Origin of the sequence: Acidiphilium sp. (assembly GCF_049977125.1) — a bacterium.
In the GTDB taxonomy this organism is placed as follows: Bacteria; Pseudomonadota; Alphaproteobacteria; order Acetobacterales; family Acetobacteraceae; genus Acidiphilium.
Window position 1 is genome coordinate 49,878 of the sequence record NZ_JBMFGY010000001.1, and the last position, 23,396, is coordinate 73,273.

At 64.7% G+C, this 23,396-nt stretch carries 20 protein-coding genes; 12 read left to right on the forward strand and 8 right to left on the reverse strand.

The window, feature by feature from the left end:
- The 7 genes from ACP5E6_RS00220 to ACP5E6_RS00250 form a co-directional block, all read left to right on the forward strand.
- On the forward strand, nt 1–2,604 hold a 2,604-nt coding region (locus ACP5E6_RS00220), incomplete at its 5' end, for a methyltransferase domain-containing protein (protein WP_427950047.1).
- Nucleotides 2,604–3,650, forward strand: coding sequence for a rhamnan synthesis F family protein (locus tag ACP5E6_RS00225; RefSeq protein ID WP_427950050.1), 1,047 nt, complete (start codon nt 2,604–2,606; stop codon nt 3,648–3,650). The genes ACP5E6_RS00220 and ACP5E6_RS00225, both read left to right, overlap by 1 nt.
- Before the next feature lie 2 nt (nt 3,651–3,652).
- Nucleotides 3,653–4,444 (forward strand): lysophospholipid acyltransferase family protein, encoded by a 792-nt coding sequence (locus ACP5E6_RS00230; RefSeq protein WP_427950053.1) that lies wholly within the window; start codon nt 3,653–3,655, stop codon nt 4,442–4,444.
- A gap of 124 nt (nt 4,445–4,568) precedes the next feature.
- The gene (gene miaB / locus ACP5E6_RS00235) at nt 4,569–5,954 is read left to right on the forward strand and encodes a tRNA (N6-isopentenyl adenosine(37)-C2)-methylthiotransferase MiaB (RefSeq protein ID WP_427950055.1); all 1,386 of its coding nucleotides are present in this window, start codon (nt 4,569–4,571) and stop codon (nt 5,952–5,954) included.
- Entirely contained in the window at nt 5,951–6,949 is a 999-nt protein-coding gene (locus tag ACP5E6_RS00240; protein ID WP_427950057.1) for a PhoH family protein, read from the forward strand. The genes miaB and ACP5E6_RS00240 overlap by 4 nt, the downstream gene beginning before the upstream one ends.
- On the forward strand, nt 6,949–7,410 hold the full coding sequence (ybeY, locus tag ACP5E6_RS00245) for an rRNA maturation RNase YbeY (protein ID WP_427950059.1): 462 nt from the start codon (nt 6,949–6,951) through the stop codon (nt 7,408–7,410). Before ACP5E6_RS00240 ends, ybeY begins: the two co-directional genes overlap by 1 nt.
- A complete protein-coding gene (locus ACP5E6_RS00250; protein ID WP_427950062.1) occupies nt 7,407–8,261 on the forward strand; it encodes a hemolysin family protein in 855 nt (284 codons plus the stop codon). Before ybeY ends, ACP5E6_RS00250 begins: the two co-directional genes overlap by 4 nt.
- 23 nt (nt 8,262–8,284) lie before the next feature.
- On the opposite strand, the gene eda is transcribed toward ACP5E6_RS00250, so the two are convergent.
- The 8 genes from eda to ACP5E6_RS00290 form a co-directional block, all read right to left on the reverse strand.
- Nucleotides 8,285–8,944, reverse strand: coding sequence for a bifunctional 4-hydroxy-2-oxoglutarate aldolase/2-dehydro-3-deoxy-phosphogluconate aldolase (gene eda, locus ACP5E6_RS00255; protein ID WP_427950065.1), 660 nt, complete (start codon nt 8,942–8,944; stop codon nt 8,285–8,287).
- Nucleotides 8,941–10,755: a phosphogluconate dehydratase gene (gene edd / locus ACP5E6_RS00260; protein ID WP_427950068.1), complete on the reverse strand. Its 1,815-nt coding sequence runs from the start codon at nt 10,753–10,755 to the stop codon at nt 8,941–8,943. Before edd ends, eda begins: the two co-directional genes overlap by 4 nt.
- Before the next feature lie 27 nt (nt 10,756–10,782).
- The gene (gene zwf / locus ACP5E6_RS00265; RefSeq protein ID WP_427950071.1) at nt 10,783–12,282 is read right to left on the reverse strand and encodes a glucose-6-phosphate dehydrogenase; all 1,500 of its coding nucleotides are present in this window, start codon (nt 12,280–12,282) and stop codon (nt 10,783–10,785) included.
- Between the two features lie 171 nt (nt 12,283–12,453).
- A complete protein-coding gene (locus tag ACP5E6_RS00270) occupies nt 12,454–13,227 on the reverse strand; it encodes an SDR family NAD(P)-dependent oxidoreductase (RefSeq protein WP_427950074.1) in 774 nt (257 codons plus the stop codon).
- A gap of 61 nt (nt 13,228–13,288) precedes the next feature.
- Nucleotides 13,289–14,386, reverse strand: coding sequence for an ABC transporter ATP-binding protein (locus ACP5E6_RS00275; RefSeq protein ID WP_427950077.1), 1,098 nt, complete (start codon nt 14,384–14,386; stop codon nt 13,289–13,291).
- 8 nt (nt 14,387–14,394) lie between these two features.
- Nucleotides 14,395–15,216 carry a carbohydrate ABC transporter permease gene (locus ACP5E6_RS00280; protein WP_427950079.1) on the reverse strand — a complete coding sequence of 274 codons (822 nt, stop codon included), beginning with the start codon at nt 15,214–15,216 and terminating at the stop codon, nt 14,395–14,397.
- Between the two features lie 4 nt (nt 15,217–15,220).
- Nucleotides 15,221–16,135, reverse strand: a complete 915-nt coding sequence (locus ACP5E6_RS00285; protein ID WP_427950082.1) for a carbohydrate ABC transporter permease — start codon at nt 16,133–16,135, stop codon at nt 15,221–15,223.
- Nucleotides 16,136–16,217: 82 nt separating this feature from the next.
- On the reverse strand, nt 16,218–17,531 hold the full coding sequence (locus tag ACP5E6_RS00290; protein ID WP_427950085.1) for an ABC transporter substrate-binding protein: 1,314 nt from the start codon (nt 17,529–17,531) through the stop codon (nt 16,218–16,220).
- Between the two features lie 308 nt (nt 17,532–17,839).
- On the opposite strand from ACP5E6_RS00290, the gene ACP5E6_RS00295 reads away from it, so the two are divergent.
- The 5 genes from ACP5E6_RS00295 to ACP5E6_RS00315 all read left to right on the forward strand — a co-directional run bounded on the left by ACP5E6_RS00295 (nt 17,840) and on the right by ACP5E6_RS00315 (nt 23,393).
- Complete coding sequence (locus tag ACP5E6_RS00295) at nt 17,840–18,706, forward strand: DeoR family transcriptional regulator (RefSeq protein ID WP_427950088.1); 867 nt, start codon at nt 17,840–17,842, stop codon at nt 18,704–18,706.
- Nucleotides 18,703–19,695: a sugar kinase gene (locus tag ACP5E6_RS00300; protein ID WP_427950091.1), complete on the forward strand. Its 993-nt coding sequence runs from the start codon at nt 18,703–18,705 to the stop codon at nt 19,693–19,695. The genes ACP5E6_RS00295 and ACP5E6_RS00300 overlap by 4 nt, the downstream gene beginning before the upstream one ends.
- A complete protein-coding gene (locus ACP5E6_RS00305; protein WP_427950094.1) occupies nt 19,676–21,322 on the forward strand; it encodes an FGGY-family carbohydrate kinase in 1,647 nt (548 codons plus the stop codon). The genes ACP5E6_RS00300 and ACP5E6_RS00305 overlap by 20 nt, the downstream gene beginning before the upstream one ends.
- A gap of 100 nt (nt 21,323–21,422) precedes the next feature.
- On the forward strand, nt 21,423–22,730 hold the full coding sequence (locus ACP5E6_RS00310; protein ID WP_427950096.1) for a phytanoyl-CoA dioxygenase family protein: 1,308 nt from the start codon (nt 21,423–21,425) through the stop codon (nt 22,728–22,730).
- 6 nt (nt 22,731–22,736) lie between these two features.
- Nucleotides 22,737–23,393, forward strand: coding sequence for a DUF1345 domain-containing protein (locus ACP5E6_RS00315; RefSeq protein ID WP_427950098.1), 657 nt, complete (start codon nt 22,737–22,739; stop codon nt 23,391–23,393).
- The last annotated feature ends 3 nt before the right edge of the window (nt 23,394–23,396 follow it).

The window sequence follows — 23,396 nt, forward strand, 5'->3', positions numbered from 1 at the left end:
ACCGAAGTGATCGAACATGTCGAAACCCCCGCCAATCTGCTCGCCGCCATCCGCGCCCGCCTCGCCCCCGGCGGTATCCTGCTGCTCACCACGCCGGACGGTGCCGCGATCAACCGCGACACGCCCGAAGCCGCCCTGGTCCAACTGCTCGCCCCCGGCATCCACATGGTGTTCCAGACCGAGGCCAGCCTGCGCCGCCTGCTCGACCGCGCCGGTTTCACCGCCGCCGCCATCGGCCGCGACGGTCTCACCCTGGTCGCCTACGCCGGCCCGATCGATACCGGCCTCATCGATGACGATACGGCCCAACGCCAGCGCTTCCGCGCCTATCTCACTGCCCGCGCCGCCGCCATCCCGCCCATCACCGACCTCGGCCTCGGCTTCGCCGGCCGCGCCCTGTTCGAGGCCGCGGTCGACCTCGACTGGCAGGCGGCACGCGCGGTCCGCGACCGCCTGTGGCCCGCGATCCGCACACGCTTCGACCTCGATCTCGACAGCATCGTATCCCTCCCGCCGGATTTCGCCGGGCTCAGCCTCGCCGAACTCAAGGATCGCATGCCGCTCAACCTCGGCATGATCCTCTACGCCGAAGCGAGCCGCCTGCGCGCCGACCCTGCCACCCGCCATCACGCCGCCCCGTTGTTCCTGCTCGCCAGCGCCGCGGCCCTCACGCTGCACGCCGCCCTCGCGCGCCTGTCGCTCAATGACGGTCTCGCCGAGGAGCTCTCCTGGCGCGGCATCGCCGAAGCCGCGATCGAGGCGGCGCGCACCGGCGATGCCGAAGCCCTGCCCCGTTTCGCCGCCTTGCACGATTGCCCCGGCGCCGCGGCTGAACGCGCGGGCATCGTCTGGCGCGGCGTGATCGAACTCACCAACGCCGGCGCCACCGACCTCGCGCGCACCCTGCTCGCCCGCGAACACCTCACCACCCCGCCTGACGATCTGCCACCAACCATAAAGCGCGACGCCCTGATCGTTCTCGGTCAACTCGCTTTGGCCGAGGATGGCGACCCGCTTGCCGCCATCGCCATGGCCGAGGCACTCGGCCCCGCCGATCCTACCTACCCGGCCCTGCTCGGCGGCGGCTTCATCCGCCTGGTCAACCGCGCCCGCTATGCCGAGGCGCTACCCTACATCCCCGAGGTCACCGCCACCTGCATCGCGGGCGAAAGCGCTGCCGCCACCGATGCCGTCAACGCCCTGGTCATTACGATCGAACACGCCGCCGACCCCGCCGCCATCCCGTCGCTGCTCCGTGCGCTCCCGCTCGACCCGCTGCGCCGCGATGCCATTCTGCTCGACGCCTTCTGCCGCCTGGTCGATGCCGGGCGCTACGACGCCGCCATCACCCTGGCGGATGACGAAAACATCGTCCGCCGCGCCGTCGCCCGCGACGATGCCGCCGGCAGCGACGCCCGCCTCGCCCTCGCGCTACTCGACCTCGCCACCGGCGATCCGATGGATGTGCCCGCCCGCCTCACCGGCCTCACCATCGACGAACAACGCCGCCGCGATATCCTGATCGGCGCCTTCTCCCGCCTGGTGAACACCGCGCGCTACCGCGACGCGCAGGAATTCGCGACCACGCAGGACATCGAATCCCTCGCCGCACCGGTCACCGGGGCCGAGCACCCCCCATCCGGCCTCGATGCCGCCATCGGCCTCGCCATCCTCGACCTCGTCATTGGCGACCCCGCCGCCGCCCCCGCCCGCATCGCCGCCATCCCGATCGACGCCGAACGCCGCCGCCAGATCACCCTTGGTGCCTTCGTCACTTTGGTCAACCGCGCCCGCTACGACGATGCCGCCACCCTGCGCGCGACCACCCCGATCGATAAATGGGCGGCCGACTCGATCGACGAAGACGGTACCGACGCCTCGATCGCCCTGATCGCCCTGACCCTGGTGGCCGGCGATCCCGCCGCCATCCCCGCACTTTTACACCGGCTGCCCGCCCTTTCGCCGCACGCGCAGGCCGATGCCCGCGCCCAGGCCGCCCTGCGCCTGATCCATCTCGGCCGGCTCGACGAAGCCCGCCCCCTGATCGCCCTGATCGATCACGCGCTGCTCGACCCCGCCAGCCGGGTCGATCTGATCGCAACCGAAGCCCATTTCGCGATCGATCAACATGATACGGCACGTTTGTCCGCCCTGCTTGAATCGATGGAAGCTGACGCCGCCGATCCCGCCCGCGTGAAAACCCTCGCGCTGCGCGGCTTCATCACCGCGGTCAACCGTGGCGATTTCGCCGGCGCGGCCTTGCTCCGCCCGCGCATCGAGCCCGATTTCGCCAATTTCGCTAATGCCACCACCGAAACCCTGCGCAGCGCTGGTTTCGCCCTCGGCGTGCTCGACCTGCAGCCCCCGGCGCAACCCCACCGCGCCGAAGCCGCGTTCGCCGCCGTCCGCCGCGGCTTCGGCGCCGAAATCACCGAAGGCGCAGCCGCGCCGGAGTTGTTCTGGGAAGCTTTACGCGGCGAGCTTATCGCCCTGCACCAAACCGGGCGCGCCGCCGAAGCCACGGCACTCGGCCGCGCCATGGTCGCGCGCTACACCGCCGCACCCGCCGATCTCGTTGACGAACTGACAGGCAAAACAGGCTGATGGCGAGCACATTGCGTCGAATTTGGTTGGGCGTCAGCGCCGTCCGCACTGCCGTCACCTTGGCCGTGGCGGGCGTCCTCGGCCGGTTGCGCAGCCCGCATCAGGTCATCGTCAGCAAGCCGGCCACCGGCATCACCCTCGGCCCGAAAGTGGTCCTGTTCCTGCATTGGGATCGCGGCGGCAGGGTACGCGAGGCGCTGTTCACCTATATCGCGCAACTCGCCTCATCCGGCCGTTCGGTGGTGTTCATCACCAACGCCGGCAAAATCGAGCCCAATGCCGAAGCCCGCCTCCTCACCCTCTGCGCCGGCGTGCTGATCCGGCGCAACATCGGCTACGATTTCGGCGGCTGGCGCGACGGTATCGAAACCCTCAACCTGCCCCAGCCCGAAACCGAGGAAATCATCATCGTCAACGACAGCGTGTTCGGCCCGGTCCGTCCGCTGGAAGCGACATTGCTCCGCCTCGACTACACCGATGCCGATGTCTGGGGTCTGACGGAAAGCTGGCAGCGCCGCTACCATCTGCAATCCTATTTCGTCGCCTTCGGCCCCCGTGCCATCCGCTCACCGGTCTTTCGCAAATTCTGGAGCCAGGTCATCCCCGCCCCCTCGAAAACCTATGTCATCGGCAAATACGAAATCGGCATGACCCAGGCGATGATCAAAGCCGGGCTGCGCGTCGCCGTGCTCTGGCCCTACGAAATGCTGACCAAGCAGATCACCCGCGACCAACTTGCCGGCTATCTCGATGGCGATGGTACCGCCGGTGCGCGCAACGATCCGCTCGACCTCACCCGCTGGCTGCACATCCTGCGCCTGCGCGACGCGATCGCCCGGCGCAAGCCGCTCAACCCCACGTCTGACCTCTGGCGCCACCTGCTCCTGTCCGGCTACCCCTTCATCAAGCGCGAACTCCTGCGCGACAACCCCACCCGCGTCGAAGACGTCGGCGATTGGGCGGATGTCCTGCGCGACACGCTCGGCGTCGACCCCGCCCCGATCATCGCGGATCTGCGCACCATGCTGAAAGGCGATGCGCCGTAATCATGACCGGCCGGTTGCGCATGGGCGCGCGCTTGATCGCCGTGCTGGGCTGGACACTGCTGCTGCTGCCCGTGCAATTCGCCCTGATCCGCCGGCGCGGCACCGCGAAACAGCGATTGCCGATGCTCTACTGGTCGGGCTGCGCGCGGCTTCTCGGTGTCCGGCTTCGCGTCGTCGGCACGCCGGCCTCCGGTGGCGAGCGACCGGTTCTGTTCGTCGCCAACCATTCCTCCTGGCTCGACATCATCGTCCTCGGCGCGGTGTTGCCCGGTTGTTTCATTGCCAAAGGTGACGTCGCCACCTGGCCATTGGTGAAAACAATCGCCCGCGCCGGCCGCACCGTATTCATCAGCCGTAGCCGTACCGGCGCCGCGCGCGAGCGCGACGAACTGGCCGAGCGCCTTGCCGCCGGGGATAATCTGATCCTGTTCCCCGAAGGCACGACCTCGGACGGCGCGCGCGTGCTGCCGTTCCGGTCGAGTTTTCTGGCCCTCGCGGATAGCGCGATAAAACCTCTGATCCAGCCTGTAACAATCGTTTATGATCAGATGGATGCGCTGCCAATCTGCCGGCGCAACCGACCGTTGATCGCCTGGTACGGCGATATGGATCTTGCGTCACACTATCTTCGCCTCGGTCAGCACGGCTGGCGCGCCAGCATCGTGTTCGGCCAGCCGGTTGAAGCCACGGCCGGGCGCAAGGCGCTGAGTGCTGCGCTCGAATCCGGCATCGCAACAGACGCCGCCGCCCTGCGCCAGCATCGTTTCACCGAACCATCACCGAAAAAATCTTGACAGCGCGCCCGGTTGATCTGCGATACTCACATTATGGACTCGGGAGCGACATCATCATCACGCGCTTGACCCGCCGGGGTTCTCGGCACATCCACGGGCATTTCTCATGCCCGGATGACCAGGAATGACCGCGACCACCCCAGCCACCGCCCGACCGCCTCTTGCCGTCCCTCCCCTGCGCACCCTCCATATCGCGACCTGGGGCTGCCAGATGAACGCGTACGACAGCCTCCGCATGGCCGACATCCTGCGCCCGCTCGGCTATCGCGAGGTGCCGACCGACGATGCGGACATGGTCATCTTCAACACCTGCCACATCCGCGAACGTGCCGCCGAAAAACTATTCTCCGCCCTCGGCCGCCTCCGCGCGGTCAAGGACGCGCGCAACGGTCGCATGATGATCGCGGTCGCCGGCTGCGTCGCCCAGGCCGAAGGGGCCGAAATCCTCCGCCGTGCACCCTATGTCGATCTCGTGGTCGGCTCGCAGGCCTATCACAAACTCCCCGAACTGATCGCCGCGGTCGAAGCGAAACACGCCGCTGTCATTGACACCGATTTCCCGGCCGACCAGAAATTCGACTTCCTGCCCGAAGCCCAGTCCAGCCAGGGCCCGATCGCCAATCTCGCGATCCAGGAAGGCTGCGACAAATTCTGCACTTTCTGCGTCGTCCCCTACACCCGCGGCGCCGAAGCCAGCCGCCCGGTCAGCGCCATCATCGCCGAGGCCAAACGCCTGATCGAAGGCGGCGCGCGCGAGATCGCCCTGCTCGGCCAGAACGTCAACGCCTGGCACGGCGAAGGTCTGGACGGTACAATCTGGCCGCTCGCCCGCCTGCTCGAAACCCTCGCCGAACTGCCCGACCTCGCCCGCCTGCGCTACACCACCTCCCACCCGCGCGACATGAGCGACGATTTGATCGAAGCCCACCGCACCAACGCCAAACTCATGCCCTTCCTGCATCTGCCCGTGCAATCCGGCTCCGACGCTATCCTCACCGCGATGAACCGCCGCCACAGCGCCGACCATTTCCGCCGCATCATCGAAAAACTCCGCAACGCCCGCCCCGACATCGCCTTCTCGTCCGATTTCATCATCGGCTTCCCCGGCGAGACCGATGCCGATTTCAAAGCCACCATGAAACTGGTGAAAGAGGTTGAATTCGCCCTCGCCTACAGCTTCACCTATTCCCGTCGGCCCGGCACACCCGCCGCCGACGCGCGCGACCAGGTCGACCCCGCCCTCGCCCACGCCAGGCTGCTGGAATTGCAGGAAACCCTGCGTAATCAGCAGCACGCATTCAACCGCGCGCAAATCGGTAAGCGGTTTGATGTCCTGTTCACCGGTCCCGGCCGCCACCAAGGCCAGATCGCCGGCCGCTCGCCCTATCTGCAACCCGTCGTGGTCGAGCACGCCAATCTCGCCCCCGGCAGTATCCATGCCGTGACAATCACTGCCGCCAATCCCAACTCCCTCATGGCCACTCTCAATCAGGAGCAAATCGCCGCTTGAGCCAGATCATCGCACCACCGGCTTCGCTATCCCGCACTTTAACCTTCAACAACAACGGATTGTTGTCGGTTCTCGTGGGCGACCACGATCGCAATCTCGCCCGCATTGAGCAGCGCCTCGGTGTTCGCGTCGCCTGCCGGGGCAATCGCGTCTCGATCACCGGTGAAGCCGCCAAGGTCGAAGCCGCCGAAATCGCCCTCTCCTCGCTCTACCAACGCCTCACCCGCGGCGAAGCGATCGACGCCGGCGAGGTCGATGCCGCCGCCCGCCTGGTCGACCCCGCCGCCGATCCCCGCCTGCCGCTGTCCGACCTGCCGGCCATCCGCACCCGCAAAGGCGCCGTCGGCCCGCGCAGCCCCGGCCAGACCGGCTATATCGAGCTGCTCGCCAAGCATGAAATGGTCTTCGCGATCGGACCCGCCGGCACCGGCAAAACCTATCTCGCCGTCGCGCAGGCTGTCGCCATGCTGATCTCCGGCCGGGTCGATCGCATCGTGCTCTCCCGCCCCGCGGTTGAAGCGGGCGAACGCCTCGGCTTCCTGCCGGGTGACATGAAGGAAAAAGTCGACCCCTACCTCCGCCCGCTCTACGACGCCCTGCAGGATCTCCTGCCCGGCGACCTCATGACCCGCCGCATGGCCGCCGGCGAAATCGAAATCGCCCCCCTCGCCTTCATGCGCGGCCGCACCCTCGCCCATGCCTTCGTCATCCTCGATGAAGCCCAGAACACCACCCCGGTGCAGATGAAAATGTTCCTCACTCGCATGGGCGAAGGGACGCGCATGGTCATCACCGGCGATCTCTCGCAGATCGACCTGCCGACCGGCGCGCGATCGGGCCTCGCCGATGCGCTCGACACACTCGAAGGCGTCCCCGGCATCGGCATCGCCCGCTTCGGTGTGGGCGATGTGGTGCGCCACCCCCTGGTCGCCCGCATCATCGACGCTTATGATCAGCGGATGACAGCGCAACAGGAACGCGAACGCGGCCACTGATGGAGCCCTCCGAGCCATACAGTAACCGCCCCCGCACCACGTGCGTGGTGCGGGGGGAAGTCGTTATCACCGAACCGCTCTGGCGCCGCCACATCGTCAATCCGGAACGCCTGATCGCCCGCGCCCTCGCGGTGACCGGAAAATCGCCCACCGTCGTTCTCACCGATGATGCCACGGTCAAGCATCTGAACGCGCGCGATCGTGGCCGCAACAAACCCACCAACGTACTCACCTATGAGTCCCCGCCGGAAATCATCCTCGCGCTCGGCGTGGTTTTGCGCGAAGCAACGGCGGCGGGAAAGCGCCCCTCCCACCATCTCGCTCACCTCGTCATCCACGGCGCACTGCACCTTGCCGGCGAAGACCATCACGATGCCGGGCAAGCCCGCCGAATGGAACAATTGGAAACCCGGCTCCTCGCGCGCATCCGCATTCCCAATCCCTGGAAATACGCGTCATGAGCGGATCGTGGTTCACCAAACTTCTCCATAAAATGCGCGAACAACCCGACCTGCGCCAGCAGATCGGCGAGTTGATGGAGGAAGCCGACGCCGAACTCGACGCCGAGGACGGCGGCACCGGCCTCGACCGGCAGGAACGCGCCCTGATCGCCAACGTGCTCCGCCTGCGTGGCTTCACCGCCGATGACGTGATGATCCCGCGGGCCGACATCATCGCCATGCGCGCCGACGTCACGCTGGATCAGGCGATCGACCAGATCCGCCGCGAAGGTCATTCGCGCATGCCCGTGTTCGGCGAACATCTCGACGACATTCTCGGCATGGTCCATTTCAAGGACGTCATGGGCTACACCGGCCCGCCCGAAACCTTCTCGCTGCGCGAAATCCTGCGCAAGCCGCTGATGGTCGCCCCCCAGATTCCGGTGCTCGACCTGCTGCTGCAAATGCGCCAGCGCCGCACCCACCTCGCCCTCGTGATCGACGAATACGGCGGCGTCGATGGTCTCGTCACCATCGAAGACCTGGTTGAAACCATCGTCGGCGACATCGATGACGAACATGACGAAATCGAAGGCCCTCTGATGATCGAGCGCGACGACGGCAGCGTCGATCTCAACGCCCGCCTGCCGATCGAGGATTTCGTCGCCCGCTTCGGTGACATCCTCACCGAAGAGGAACGCGAAACCGACCTCGACACGGTTGGTGGCCTCGTCTTCACCCTGGCCGGCCGCGTTCCCACGCGCGGCGAAATCCTGCGCCACCCCTCCGGCGTCGAATTCCTGATCCTCGATGCCGACGCCCGGCGCATCCGGCGTCTGCGCGCCCGCAGGGTGAAACCGGCGGACGCATGAACCACGGGAGCGACCGCAGACCCTTACCGGTCTAGACCCCTGACCCCGCTCTCCCGCAGGGCCGCGGCTTCGGCGGCAAGGGTGGTGATATGGCCCCAGTCATGGTTGCGCATCGCCGCCGCCGGCGTGAGCCATGACCCCCCAACGCAGATAACATTGGCAAGCGCGAGATACAGCGCGGCATTGGTCGGCGTGATACCGCCAGTGGGGCAGAAGCGCACCTCGGCAATCGGTGCCCCGATGGCCTTGAGCATGGAAATCCCTCCCGCGGGCTCGGCGGGAAAGAATTTTTGCAGATGAAACCCCGCTTCGAGCAGATGGAGCACCTCGGTGGCGCTTGCCGCCCCGGGCAGAAAGGGAACCCGGCTATCGGCCGCGGCCTGCAGCACCTGCGGGCTTGACCCCGGCGAGACGACGAATTGAACCCCGAGATCGGCAACGGCCCGATACTGCGCCGCCGTGAGAACGGTGCCGGCACCAACGACCATGCCGGGAACCTCCGCAATCATGGCCGCCATGGCGGCCATGGCGGCTTTCGTGCGCAGCGTGACCTCAACCACACCGATGCCGCCATCGAGCAGGGCGCGGGCCAACGGCACGGCGTGGTCAGCATCCTCGATGGTCAGGACCGGCACCACCGGCGAGATGGCGAGGCGTTCGGCGAGGCCGTTCTGGCGGTTCATGCGAACACGCTCGCGCCGACATCGGCCCCGGCGACGGCGCTGCGAAAGGCAGCGAACAACTCGCGGCCGACACCATGGTGATTACCGGCAAGGTCGATCTCAGGCAGCGGCCGCGCGGCGAATTCGTCATCATCGACCAGAACGCTCAACACCCCGGCAGCGCAGTCGAGCCTGATCATGTCACCATCACGGATTTTGGCGAGCGGGCCGCCCCGCGCGCATTCCGGCGTGACATGGATGGCCGCGGGTATTTTGCCCGAAGCGCCGGACATGCGGCCATCGGTGACCAGACCGATTTTGAAACCGAGATCCTGCAACACGCCGAGCGGCGGGGTGAGTTTATGCAGTTCCGGCATGCCATTCGCCATCGGGCCCTGGTGGGTGACAACGGCGATGAAATCGCGGTGCAATTCGCCGGCCTTGAACGCGGCTTGCAATTCCTCCTGGCTGCGGAACACCAGGGCCGGCGCTTCGACGATGCGGTGCTCAGGCTTCACCGCCGAGATTTTCGCAACCGCCTCGCCGAGATTGCCATGCATGATCTTCAACCCGCCATCCGTGCTGAACGGGTCGGCGGCGTCGCGCAAAATCGCACGATCGGCACTTTCGGCGGGGCCGGGTCGCCAGTGCAGCACGCCATCCTCAAGGCGGGGCTGGTCGCGGTAGGCCGCCATGCCATCGCGGCTCCAGACCGTGCTCGCATCGCCGTGCAGCAACCCGTGGTCGAGCAAGCTGCCGATCAGCACCGGCATGCCGCCGGCCTGCTGAAACTGGTTCACATCGGCCGGGCCGTTCGGGTAGATGCGGGTGAGCGAGGGCACGATGTCCGACAATGTGGAGAGATCGTGCCAGTTGATATGGATGCCGGCGGCACGCGCCATCGCGACCAGATGGATGGTGTGGTTGGTCGAGCCGCCGGTGGCGAGCAGGCCGACCATGCCGTTGACCACGGCGCGTTCGTCGATCATTTCGCCGGCAGGCGTGAATTCATTGCCGCGCGCGGTAATCTCGAGAATGCGCTTCGATGCGGCTTCGGTCAGCGCATCGCGCAGGGGCGTATTGGGATTGACGAAGGAGGCCCCGGGCAGGTGCAACCCCATGATTTCCATCAGCATCTGGTTGGAATTGGCGGTGCCGTAGAAGGTGCAGGTGCCGGGGCTGTGGTAGGAGGCGGCTTCGGCTTCGAGCAATTCGGCGCGGCCGATCTTGCCCTCGGCGGCCAATTGGCGGATGCGCGATTTTTCGGTGTTCGAAATCCCCGAAGGCATCGGGCCGGCGGGAATGAAGATCGAGGGCAGATGGCCGAAGGTGAGGGCTGCGATGACCAGGCCAGGGACGATCTTGTCGCACACGCCGAGCAGCAAGGCACCGTCGAACACATCGTGCGAGAGGGCGATGGCGGTGGCCATGGCGATCACGTCGCGCGAGAACAGCGACAACTCCATCCCCTCGCGCCCCTGGGTGACGCCATCGCACATCGCGGGTACGCCGCCGGCGACCTGGGCGATGCCGCCGGCGGCGCGCACCGCCGATTTGATCAGATCGGGGTAGCGTTCGAACGGCTGATGCGCCGAAAGCATGTCGTTGAACGAGGTGACGATGCCGATATTGGGCTTTTCATCGCGTTTCAGATCGGCCTGATCGGCGGGCGAGCAGCCGGCGACGGCGTGGGCGAGGTTGGCGCAGCCGACCGCGCTGCGGTGCACACCGCGCTTGGCCGCGGCTTCGATTCGCGCCAGATAGGCGGATCGGCTGGCATGGCTGCGTTCGCGGATCCGGTCGGTCACGCGGGCAATTCCATCGTTCAGCATGTCTGAATCTCGCTTTCTAACATCATGTCAGTTTCCGGGATAATCACCGGCCTGTTCATCGAACCAGGTGCGATTGTCGCGCACGATCATGGCGATCGCTTCGGAGGGTCCCCAGGTGCCGGCGGTGTAGAGTTTCGGCCGCTCGCCCGATTGTTTCCAGGCATCGAGAATGCTTTCGGTCCATTCCCAGGCGGCTTCAACCTCGTCGCGCCGCATGAACAGCGTGGCGTTGCCGCGCACCACATCCATCAGCAGGCGCTCATAGGCATCCGGCAGATGGCCCTTGAAGGTTTCGGCAAAGCTGAGGTTGAGCGGGGCATTGCGCAGGCGCAACCCACCCGGCCCGGGCTCCTTGGTCCACAGATGCAGGCGGATGTGCTCATCCGGCTGCACCCGGATGACCAGACGGTTGGGCTGGGCATGATCAGAGCCGGTCGGAAAAATCCAGTAGGGCACCGGCTTGAACTGGATCACGATTTCCGAGACTTTTTCCGGCAGCCGTTTGCCGCTGCGCAGATAGAACGGCACGCCGGCCCAGCGCCAGTTTTTCACCTCGACCTTGAGGGCGGCGAAGGTTTCGGTGGTGGAACCGGGCACAATATCATGCTCATCAGCATAGGCCTTGACCGGACCGCCATTGATGGCGCCGGCGCGATACTGGCCACGCACGGTCTTGGTCGAAATCTCGTTCTGCGTGATGGGCGCGAGGGATTTCAGCACCTTGATCTTTTCGTCGCGCACCGCTTCGCGCTCCAGCGTCGAGGGCGGTTCGATCGCGACCAGGCAGAGCAGCTGCATCAGATGATTCTGGATCATGTCGCGCATCGCGCCGGTGTGGTCGTAATAACCGCCGCGCTCCTCGACACCGACGGTTTCGGCCACCGTGATCTGCACATGATCGATGCCGTTATGATTCCACACCGGTTCGAACAGCGAATTGGCAAAGCGCAGCACCAGCAAATTCTGCACCGTCTCCTTGCCGAGATAATGATCGATCCGAAAAATATTGCGCTCTTCGAACACCGCACCCACCCGGTCATTGATCGCGCGGGCGGAAGCAAGGTCATGGCCGATCGGCTTTTCGAGCACGATGCGGGTTTCCGGCGTTTGCAGCTTGTGCGCGTGGATATTATCCGCGATCGAGCCATAAAGTTCAGGCGAGGTCGCGAGATAGAACACGCGGATGTCGCGTGGTTCATCGGCAAGCAGCCTGGCCAGATCGGGCCAGCCCCGCGCGGCCGTCGCATCGCATGAGGCGTAATGCAGGCGTTCGAGGAACCGCTTGAGCACGATTTTGTCGAGCGCATCCTGCGCGACGAATTCTTCGAGACTTTTTTGCACCAGGGCCTGAAACCCCTTGCGGGTCATTTCCGCGCGGGCCGAACCAATGATGCGGGATGCGCCCGGCAACTGACCGTCGAGGTCGCGGTGATAGAGCGCCGGCAGCAGTTTTCGTTTCGCAAGATCACCGGTGCCCCCGAACACGATGTAATCGAATGGCTCGATGATCGGCTGGGAAAAATTCATGGGTCGAGCCTGTTCGCACTGCACCATTTTCGTATAGTCCTCCACGCGGGCCAACTCAACTCGCCGTTGCGGCAGCGCCGCCATCCCGTGCGAGTGAAAGCCTCACGGTTCATGAAAACCACAGGTCAATACACACCGGCGCCATGATCCGGCGCCGATCGATCGTCCAGATCACCAGACGCAATAGCCGCCATCCGCCAACACGATCGATCCGGTCATCAGGCTCGACGCCTCGGAGGCGAGAAACAAAACGACCGAGGCGATTTCATGCGTCTGGCCAACACGGTGCATCGGCGTCATGTCGAGCCAGATCCGGTTGAGTTCATCATCCTCCATGCCGAAACGGGTCAGCGGCGTGTCGATGTAGGTGGGAGCGACGGCATTGACCCGCACGCCCCGATCGGCCCATTCGCCCGCGAGCGAGCGGGTGAGATGATGCACCGCGGCTTTGGAGGCATTGTAGAAACTCTGCTTCTGCGGCTTGTTGGAAATAAATCCCGACATCGAGCCGATGTTGACGACGACACCGCTTCTCCGCGCCAGCATCGGTCTGCCGAAGGCGCGGGCACAATAAAACGTGCCGTTCAGATTGACGTTGATGACATCGAGCCAATGCTCATCGGTGGTGTCCTCGGCCGCAGTGCCGGAACGCGCGATCCCCGCATTGTTGACCAGAATATCAATCGAGCCGAGTTTTTCGTTGAGTGCGTCTGCGGCGGCGTTCACCGCCGCACTATCCGTCACGTCGAGCACGAGGCTCTCGGCGGCATAACCGAGTTTCGCGAGACTGGCCTTGCCCTCCTCGCAAACATTGGCATCACGATCCGCAATCACGACATAAGCCCCCGCCTCAGCGAGCGCGGTCGAACACGCAAGCCCGATCGCCCTGCCCCCGCCGGTCACGACCGCGTTACGACCCTTAAGATTGAATTTTTCGAGATACATCCTGGTTCTCCTGGTAATCAGATCAATTGGCGCTCAGCGCAGATGAACGCGCGCATGGCGCTCAGTGCAGATGAAACGCGCGCCGCAGCAGTGCCTTGCCATCCGGGCCGAACAGCAGCGAACGCTCCCCCTTGGGCGCGAGGCTGACCGCATCGCCCATATGCACGCCCGCCAGATCATCGGCTTTGACGATCAATAACCGGCCATCCGGCCGCTTGACATAAACCAGCGTCTCATTGCCGAGATGCTCGACGAAATCGGCGATACCGCCGATCGGACCCTCAGCGACCAGCGCCGTATGCTCCGGGCGCATGCCCACCGTCACACGGGTCCCCGGCGCGACCGCGATGCCCTCGGCCACGACACTCACGCCGCCGGCATCATCGAGCGCCACCTCGACATGCCGGTCATCGCGCGCCGTAACCACGCCCTCCAGCAGGTTCATCTTGGGCGATCCGATGAAACCGGCGACAAACAAATTGGCCGGATTGTTATAAAGCTCGAGCGGACTGCCGACCTGCTCGACGATGCCGGCGTTCAGCACCACGATCCGGTCCGCCATCGTCATCGCCTCGATCTGGTCGTGCGTGACATAGATCATCGTGGTCTGGAGCTGCTTGTTCAGCTTGACCAGCTCGGTGCGCATCTGCACGCGCAGCGCGGCATCGAGATTCGACAAGGGCTCGTCGAACAGGAACCCCTTCGGATTACGCACGATCGCCCGCCCGATCGCGACGCGTTGGCGCTGCCCGCCCGAGAGCGCTTTCGGCCTTCGGTCCAGCACCTTGTCGAGTTGCAGCATCGCGGCGGCGTGAGCGACTTTCGCCTTGATCTCCTCGCGCGGAACCTTCGCCATCTTCAGCGCGAAACCCATGTTTTCAGCGACTGTCATGTGCGGATAGAGCGCGTAGGTCTGAAACACCATCGCAAGCCCGCGCCTGTCGGGCGGGATGTCGTTGGCGCGGATGCCATCGATGCTGAAATCACCGCCGGTGATCTCCTCGAGTCCAGCGATCATGCGCAGCAGAGTCGTCTTGCCGCAGCCCGAGGGGCCGACGAACACGACGAATTCACGATCATCGATCGAGAGGTCGACACCTTTGATGGCGTGGAAATTCTCGTAGCGCTTTTCGACCTTCTGCAGAACGAGCTTTGCCATGATTGCCTCTATTTCACCGCGCCAAACGTCAGCCCGCGCACCAGGCGCCGTTGTGTCAGGCTGCCGAATACCAGAATAGGCGCCACCGCCAAGACCGACGCCGCCGAGAGCTTCGCCCAGAACAGGCCTTCAGGCGCGGAAAACCGCGCGATATAGGCGGCCAGCGTGCCGGCGCGCGAGGCGGTGACATTGATGCTCCAGAACGCCTCGTTCCAGGACAAAATAACCGCGAGCAGGGCGGTCGAGGCGATCCCCGGCCCGGAGAGCGGCAACAGCAGATACCACATCTGCTGACGCGGCCCGACGCCGTCGACCCGCGCCGCCTCAAGAATCTCCCCTGGAATTTCCTTAAAAAACGAATACAGCATCCAAACCACGATCGGCAGGTTCATCAATGTGTCGATGCCGACGAGACCGATCCGGGTATCCTGCAACCCGATCGTCTTCAAACCAAGATAGATCGGCATCAGAACGCCCACCGCCGGCAGCATCTTGGTCGAGAGCATCCACATCAACGTGAATTCGGTGCGCTTGCCCGGAAAGAACGCCAGGGCATACGCCGCGGGAAACGCGATCACGATCGCGAGCGTGGTCGACCCGACGCTCACGATCACGCTGTTCAGCGCGAACAGCAGATACCCCGCATTGGCGGTGGCATCGATAAAACTCCTGATCGTGGGGGTGAACAGGATCAGCGGCGGAATCGCGATCGCCTGACCCTCGGTCTTGAACGCGGTCACGACCATCCAGAGGATCGGGAAAAACATCACCAGGGCCGCGATCCAGGCGAGGAGACCAAACAGAACGCGGCTGGCGGCGGATGGTTTCATCGCGCTAGGCCTGCAGATTGCGCGAAACCGCGCGGATGAGGAAAACCGCGAGAATATTCGCCAGCACGATGGCAAAGACACCGGCCGCCGAGGCGCTGCCGATCGAAAAATCATTGAGCGCCTTGATGAAAATCAAATAGGTCAGCGTCGTCGTCGCATCCCCCGGACCACCGTTGGTCGTCGTATAGATCACCGCAAAAGCCGAGAGCAGAAAAATCGACTCCAGCATGATCACAATCGAAATCGGCCGCAGCAGATGGGGCAGAACAATATATCGCAGCCGCGCGAAACCCTTGGCGCCATCCATCCGCGCCGCCTCGAGCTGATCGGTATCGAGCGATTGCAGGGCGGTCAGCAGAATGAGCGTCGCGAAGGGAATCCAGCGCCAGGAATAGATCATGATCACCGAAAGCATCGGCGCGGTGCTGAACCACGCGATCGGCCGCAGCCCGGCGAGCGTCATGAACCAGCCGAACAGACCGCTGACCGGATCGAGCAACAGGTTTTTCCAGATCAGCGCCGCAACCGGCGACATCACGAAAAACGGCGCAATCGCCATCAATCTTGCAATGCTCTGGCCTGGAAAATCATTATCGAGCAACAGCGCGATGAGGGTGCCGAACACGATCGAGGCAACCAGCACCCCCACGACCAGAACGATACTGTTCCTGATCGCAATCCACGTCGAGACATCGGTGAACAGATACCGATAATTCAGCCCGCCGTTAAAACGGGCAGGTGGTGTCATCAAATTATAGTGCTCAAACGAATATATCAGCGTTCGAAGGAGCGGCAGGACCGACCATAACAACAACAAGACAACCGCCGGCAGCAACAGCGGCAGCGTGTTCACCTGCCTTGTGCCGCGCATGGTTGCCGTCGTGGTCATCGGGGTCGCCCGATCGCTGCCGTGATCCATGTTTTGCACCCTTCCACTTCAGCACCCCACTTCAGCACCGGAGCACCCCGCCACGCGGCGGAGCGCCCGGTCGCCTGGCCGATCAGTGGTAGCCGGCCTCTTTCATAGTGCGAGCCGTGGCAGACTGCGCCTGCGCCAATGCCGCATCAACCGATTTCTGCCCGGCCAGTGCGGCGGCGAGCTGCTGGCCCACCTCGGTGCCGATGCCCTCGAATTGCGGAATCGCAACGAATTGCACGCCGGTATAGGGCACTTTCTTCAGGGTCGGGTCGGTCGGATCGGCGGTCAGGATCGCGTGCTTGACCATGTCGGCAAACGGCGCCGCCTTGAGGTAGTCCGGATTCTGATAGGTCGAAATCCGCGTCCCCGGCGGCGTCTGCACCCAACCGAACGTCTTGCCGGCGAGCGCCAGATAGGGTTTCGATGTCGCCCATTCGAGGAATTTCATCGCATCGGCCTTGTGCCGCGTCGTCTTGGGAATGGCGAGCGCCCAGGCCCAGAGCCAGTGCGACCCCTTGGGTGTCACGGCCACCGGCGCATCGACCATGCCGACATCATGCGCCACTTTCGAGGTCGCCGGGTCCCACAGCGTGCCGGCGGCGACCGTGCTGTCGATCCACATGCCGCATTTGCCCTGGCTGAACAGCGCGAGGTTTTCGGTGAACCCGTTGGAAGTGACGTTGGGCGGGCCGTATTTCTTCTCGATATTCACGTAATAATTGGCCGCGTTCTTCCACGCCGCGCTGTCGAGCCGGGGCTGCCATTTCATGTTGAACCAGCGGCCGCCGAACGTGTTCACCAGCGTATCGAAATACGCCATGTTCTCGCCCCAGCCCGGCAGGCCGCGCAGGCAGATGCCGTAGACGCCCTTGGCCGGATCGTTGATTTTTGCCGCGTACTGCTCGATTTCCTGATAGGTCGGATGTTTTGGCATCACGATCCCGGCCTTCTTGAACAGATCGGTCCGGTAATAGGTCACCGAGCTTTCGGCGTAGAACGGCAGGGCATAGAGCGTGCCTTTATACGACAGCCCCTTGCGCACCGAGGGGAAAATATCGGCTTCGTCATAGCTCGCGGGCAGACCCTTGATCGGGGTGAGCCAGTTGCTCTTGCCCCAGATCGGCACCTCGTAGGAACCGACCGTCACGATGTCGAAATTGCCCGAATTGGTCGCGATATCGGTCGTCACCCGCTGGCGCAGGGTGTTTTCCGGCAGCACCACCCAGTCGAGCTTGATGCCGGTTTCCTTGGTGAATTGCGGCGAGAGTTTCTGCATCTGCAGCATGTCCGGATTATTCACCGTCGCAATCGTCAGGGTCGCGGCCGCGGCAATGCCGGCGAAACCAAGCCATCCCGCGGTCAGGCTACCGACCGCAAACACGATATGTCTTTTCATCATCCGTTTCCTCGGGTTTCCTCGCTAAGGGTAAGCACGGCTTGGCCGCGTCTTGTGATTCGTAGCTACCTGACTTTCATTTAGAAAGTCAATTCAAATTTCCAGCGGCACAATGGATGCAAATCTAGGCATATATGCCCTGAAACAGCCAAAACCCTTCCACTCTGGCACAACTACGCCAGATCATCGACTTTCAAAGCGAAACCTATGGACTTCCGCGCCAATCACTGGCATCGATCACCTATGGGCCGTCCTGGACAGCAGCAACGAGCCGTCACGCATGACGCGGCAAGGATGACACGACACGCATGACTTTGGGAGCCAAGAGTGCGGTGCTGCAACGGCGCCTGAAAATCGCCGACTGGATCCGCCAGCACGGCCAGATGCGGGTCGATGAACTCAGCGCCGCGCTGATGGTCTCCGAAGTCACGATTCGAAGCGACCTCACCTATCTCGAGGATCAAGGCCTCATCGTGCGCAGCTTCGGCAAGGCGATCGCGGCAAAATCGATCACCAAACGCGACCGTCCGGCCGGCGCCGCCCTCACCAAGGCCATGATCGTCCCCATGCTCCGCCGCGCCCAGAGCCTGATCGCGCCGGACCAGACCGTGCTGATCGGCCCCGGCGCGCTGGCGCCGCAAATCATCCCCTGGCTCGCCGACATCCAGGGTATCGCGGTCGTGCTCACCAATGTCGAGGCGATCCCCCTCGCCCGCACCTGCCTCGATGCCCGCATCTATTGTCTCGGCGGCGAGATCGATACCGATGGCTCAACGTTCAACGGCAGCAACGCGCTGCGCAGCCTCGAGCATTACCCTCTCGCCTGGGCCGTGCTCGATGCCGACGCAATCTCCGCCGATGCCGCCTTCCTGCTCGCCTCCAAACCGATCGAGCGGTTGACCGAAGCCTCCGTCAGGCGCGCCGGCCGCAGCGTCATGCTGGTCGGCAACCCCGCGCTCTCGCTCGAGCGCCGCCCCGCGCAGATCCCCCTCCCCGCCGTGACCGACATCATCCTGCCCGGTCCGCCGAGCAACCGCGCGCGCGACATCCTGATCACCGCCGGTTTCCGCCCGATCGACGCCGACGCCGGCAGCGAGGCGCATTTTTCCAATCATCCGCGCACCACCCCCCACCCCACCTCCGATCTCGTCCTCAACTCAGGCGCCCCGTCATGACCGGCATGGTCATCACCATGGGCGAGATCCTGGTCGACATCCTCGCCGAAGAGCGCGGCAAGGGATTTCGTGAACCCGGACGCCTGATGGGACCGTTTCCCGGCGGCGCCCCCGCCACCTTCATCGCCCAGGCCGCCCGCCTCGGCGCCGATGCCGGCATCATTTCCTGCATCGGCGACGACGATTTCGGCTGGCTCTGCGTCGATCGCCTCCGGCGTGAGGGGGTCGATGTCAGCGCCGTGCGCGTCGACCCCGATCAGGTCACCGCCAGCGCCTTCGTGCGCTACCGCGAGGATGGCGACCGGGACTTCCTGTTCAACCTCAAACGCAGCGCGGCAGGACACATCACAATCGATGCCGCCGCTCACGGCATGCTGGCCCAATGCGCCCATTTCCACATCATGGGCACATCGCTGTTCTCGTTTCATATCATCGACGAAATGAAGGAAGCGATCGAACTGGCCAAGGCCAATGGCGCCGTGATCTCGTTCGACCCGAATATCCGCAAGGAAATGCTCACGATTCCCGAAATGCGCGCCGGCCTCGAATTCATGCTCGGCTATACCGACATCTTCATGCCCTCAGGCCCGGAAATCCTGCTGCCGACCGAGGCCAAATCCGAGCGCGCCGCGATCGATGACCTGCTCGGCCTCGGCATCCGCATGATCGTGATCAAGCGCAACCGCCGGGGTGTGAGTTTCCGCAGCCGCACCGAAAGCTTCGATCTGCCGGCCTTCCGGATCGACGAGGTCGACCCCACCGGCGCGGGCGATTGTTTCGGCGCCGCCTTCGTCACCTGCCTGCTCCAGGGCATGCCGACCGAACGCGCCCTCACCTACGCCAATGCCGCCGGCGCGCTCGCCGTCAGCCGTAAAGGCGGCATGGAAGGCATTGCCGATTTCGCAACCCTCGATCGCCTGATCGCCACGGCATCCCGCGCCGATGCCCCCCAAGGATCAGACACCCCGCATGACAATGACCATCGATGACGCCGTGATCGGCATCGATGTCGGCACCGGCAGCGCCCGGGCCGGCGTCTTCGATCGCGCCGGCCGCCTGCTCGGCAATGCCACAAGGCCGATCGCCGCCTGGCGGCCGCACCCCGGTTTCATCCAGCAATCGAGCACCGACATCTGGGCCGCCGTCGGTGCCGCGGTGCGCGAAGCCGTCGCCCTCGCCGGGCCGGAACGGCGCATCCGCGGCATCGGTTTCGATGCCACCTGCTCGCTGGTGGTGCTCGATGCAGACGGCGCGCCGCTCAGCGTCGACCCCGATGGCGCGCCGGAGCAGAACATCATGCTCTGGGCCGATCATCGCGCCCATGCCGAGGCCGATGCCATCAACGCGGCTCCCCATGAGGTGCTGCGCTATGTCGGCGGCCGCATCTCGCTCGAAATGCAGATGCCCAAGCTGCTCTGGCTGAAGCACCATGCCCCCACCGTCTGGCGGCGCGCCGCCCATCTGTTCGACCTGCCCGATTACCTGACCTTTCGCGCCACCGGCGCGATGACGCGCTCGCTCTGTTCGACCGTGTGCAAATGGACCTATCTCGGCCACGAAAACCGTTGGGATGCCGCCTTCTTCCGCGCCATCGGCCTTGGCGACCTCGCCGATGAGGGTTTTTCCCGCATCGGCACCACCATCAGCCCGCCCGGCACGGCGCTCGCCGCCGGACTCAGCCCCGAAGCCGCCGCCGCCTTCGGCCTGGCGCCGGGCGTCCCGGTCGGCACCGCCGCGATCGACGCCCACGCCGGGGGCATCGGCGTGATCGGCGCCACGCTCGACGGCGCCCCGCCCGATGATGCCGCTTTCAACCGCCGCCTCGCGCTGATCGGCGGCACCTCGTCCTGCCACATGGCGATCGCGCGCGCGCCCGCCTTCGTCCCCGGCGTCTGGGGTCCCTATTTCAGCGCGATGGTCCCGGAATTCTGGCTGAACGAGGGCGGGCAATCCGCAACCGGCGCCCTGATCGATCATGTCATCACCACCCACGCCGCCTATCCGTCCATCGCCGCCGCGGCGCGCGAGCGGAATGTCACAACCTACCAGATCCTCAACGCCATGCTCGATGACCTCGCCCCCGGCGCCGGTCCCGGCCCGGCCGCCCTCACCGGGGATCTGCATGTGCTGCCCGATTTCCACGGCAACCGCTCACCCCATGCGGATGCCACGCTGCGCGGCATGATCACCGGCCTCACCCTCTCGGCCACACCACAGGATTGCGCCCGCCTCTACCTCGCCACCATCCAGGCCATCGCCTACGGCACGCGCGAGATCATCACCGCGATGAATCACGCCGGTTACGCCATCGATACAATTTTCGTCACCGGCGGCGGCGTCAAGAATCCGGTATTCCTGCGCGAACATGCCGACGCCACGCAATGCCGCCTCGTGCTGCCCGGCGAACCCGAGGCCGTTCTGCTCGGCGCCGCCATGCTCGGCGCCGTCGCCGGCAACGCCTATCCCGGCATCCGCGCCGCGATGGCGGCCATGAGCGACACCGGCACCATCATCGCGCCGAACCCGCGGATGCGCCGGTACCACGACCGGAAATACAGCGTGTTCCAGCGTCTCCACGCCGATCAGCTCGCCTACCGCTCGATGATGAAGCCATGACAGCATGAATTTTGCGTTGCACAACGCAATCGGATTCGATAGGCTGTTGCGTGTCGGTTACAATCCGGCCCGATAAAACACCGCTTCCGAAGGGACTTCCGTGGACGATCTTTCCAGCACGCTCAAAACCGCCACGCATGACCCTGACGGACAAGCCCCCGCATCCGCGGGCACCCCGACCGGCGAATCCCCCCCCACCGGCGATGATCTGTTCGATGAGGATTATTACCTCTCCATCAACCCCGATGTGGTCAACGGCATCTCCGCCGGCTATTTCGTCGATGGCTATCATCATTACCGTCTGCACGGGCGCGACGAAGGCCGCCTCTGCAGCCCGGTGTTCGACACCGCCTGGTATGGCCGGGTCTACCCGATGGTCATCAGCGACATCGAACAGGGCAGGGCGCGCGATCACTGGGATCACTGGCAACGGATCGGGCGCTATCGCGGCTACCTGCCCAATCCCGCCGCACCGCGGCCGGAAAACCCGTCCCGCCCCCGCGCCCGCTTCGGCGGCCTCTGGACGGACGCGCCCGACGCCGCCGACACGATCGCCGGCCGCCACGCAATCGGCGCGCTCAGCGATGCCGATGCCGCGCTTCTCACCCACTGGGTCGACCACGGCTACGTGCTCCTCCCCGGCGCCATCGCCGATCATGTGCTCGACGCCGCGCGCGCCGACCTCGACCGCGCCTATCAGGGCGGATTTCCGGCGCTGCTGTTCCAATGCCTCAGTGCCAGTCCAAACGACATCTCCTGGCGGCCCGATGTCAATACCAAGCCGGCCAAGGCGCTCGATCTGCACTGGCATTCCGAGGCAACGCGCGATCTGATCTTCGCGCCGGCAATCATCGGTTTCCTGCATCTCCTGTTCGAACGCCCCCCCCTCGCCTCGCAGAGCCTCGGATTCCTGCGCGGCTCCGGTCAACCGGCGCATCAGGACACCGCCTATGTCGTCTATTCCCACGCCCGGCGCTTCGCCGCATCCTGGATCGCCCTGGAAGACGTCACCGACGGCGCCGGCGAACTGATCTACTATCCCGGCAGCCAGAACTTCCCCGATTTCATCTACGCCGACCGCCACAAGAGCCTGCACGAAGCCATGCGCATGAACATCGCCGGCGGCAATTCACTGCGCGAGGCCGAGGAACAGCACGGCCAGTCGATCCTCAGCACCGCCGCCGCGCGCAACCTGCCCGAACACCGCCTGCTCGCCAAAGCCGGCGATGTTCTGATCTGGCACGCCGACCTCGCCCATGGCGGCCGGCCGATTTCCAACGACGCCACCCGCCGCAGCGTGGTCGCCCATTACTGCCCGTCCGACATCGCACCCCTGGCGTTCGAATCAGGCCGCTCCACGATGCGCCGGCACGGTGCGACTGGCTATTACAGCACGGTCGTCTATTAAGGCGGCATGTCCGCACCCCTCCTGCCGATCCGCATCATCCGCGGCCGACCCCGCCTGTTCACCGGCCTGCTCTGCGGCCTGCTCGCGCTGCCGTTCCTTCCCGCCACGCTCCCCGCGACCACGCGCGGCGTCATCGCCTGGGATGTCGCCGTCGCCGTTTTCCTGATCCTGGCGACCAACCATTTCCTCCGCGCCGATCATCATCGCATCGCCTCCGACGCGGCACGGCAGGAAGAGGGCGAATGGACCCTGTTCGCCCTCACCATCATCGGCGCGCTGATGAGCTTCACCGCCATCGTCATCTTCTCCGGCCTCGCGAAACTCAAATCATACCACACCGAATATATCGCCCTCGTCGCCCTGACCCTCGCGGCCTCCTGGCTGATGACCCAGGTCACCTTCGCCTATCGCTACGCCCATGAGTTCTACGCCACCACCGAGGCCGGGCCCGAGGGCGGCCTGAATTTTCCGGGCGAGGACGCACCGGATTATCTCGATTTCATCTATTTTTCCTTCGTCCTCGGCATGACGTTCCAGGTGTCGGACGTCAACATCACCGGCCGCAAGATGCGCCGTCTCGCAACCCTGCAAGGGCTGATCGGCTACATGTTCAACACCGTGGTGCTCGCCCTCGCCATCAACATCGCCGCCGGCATCTTCTGACCG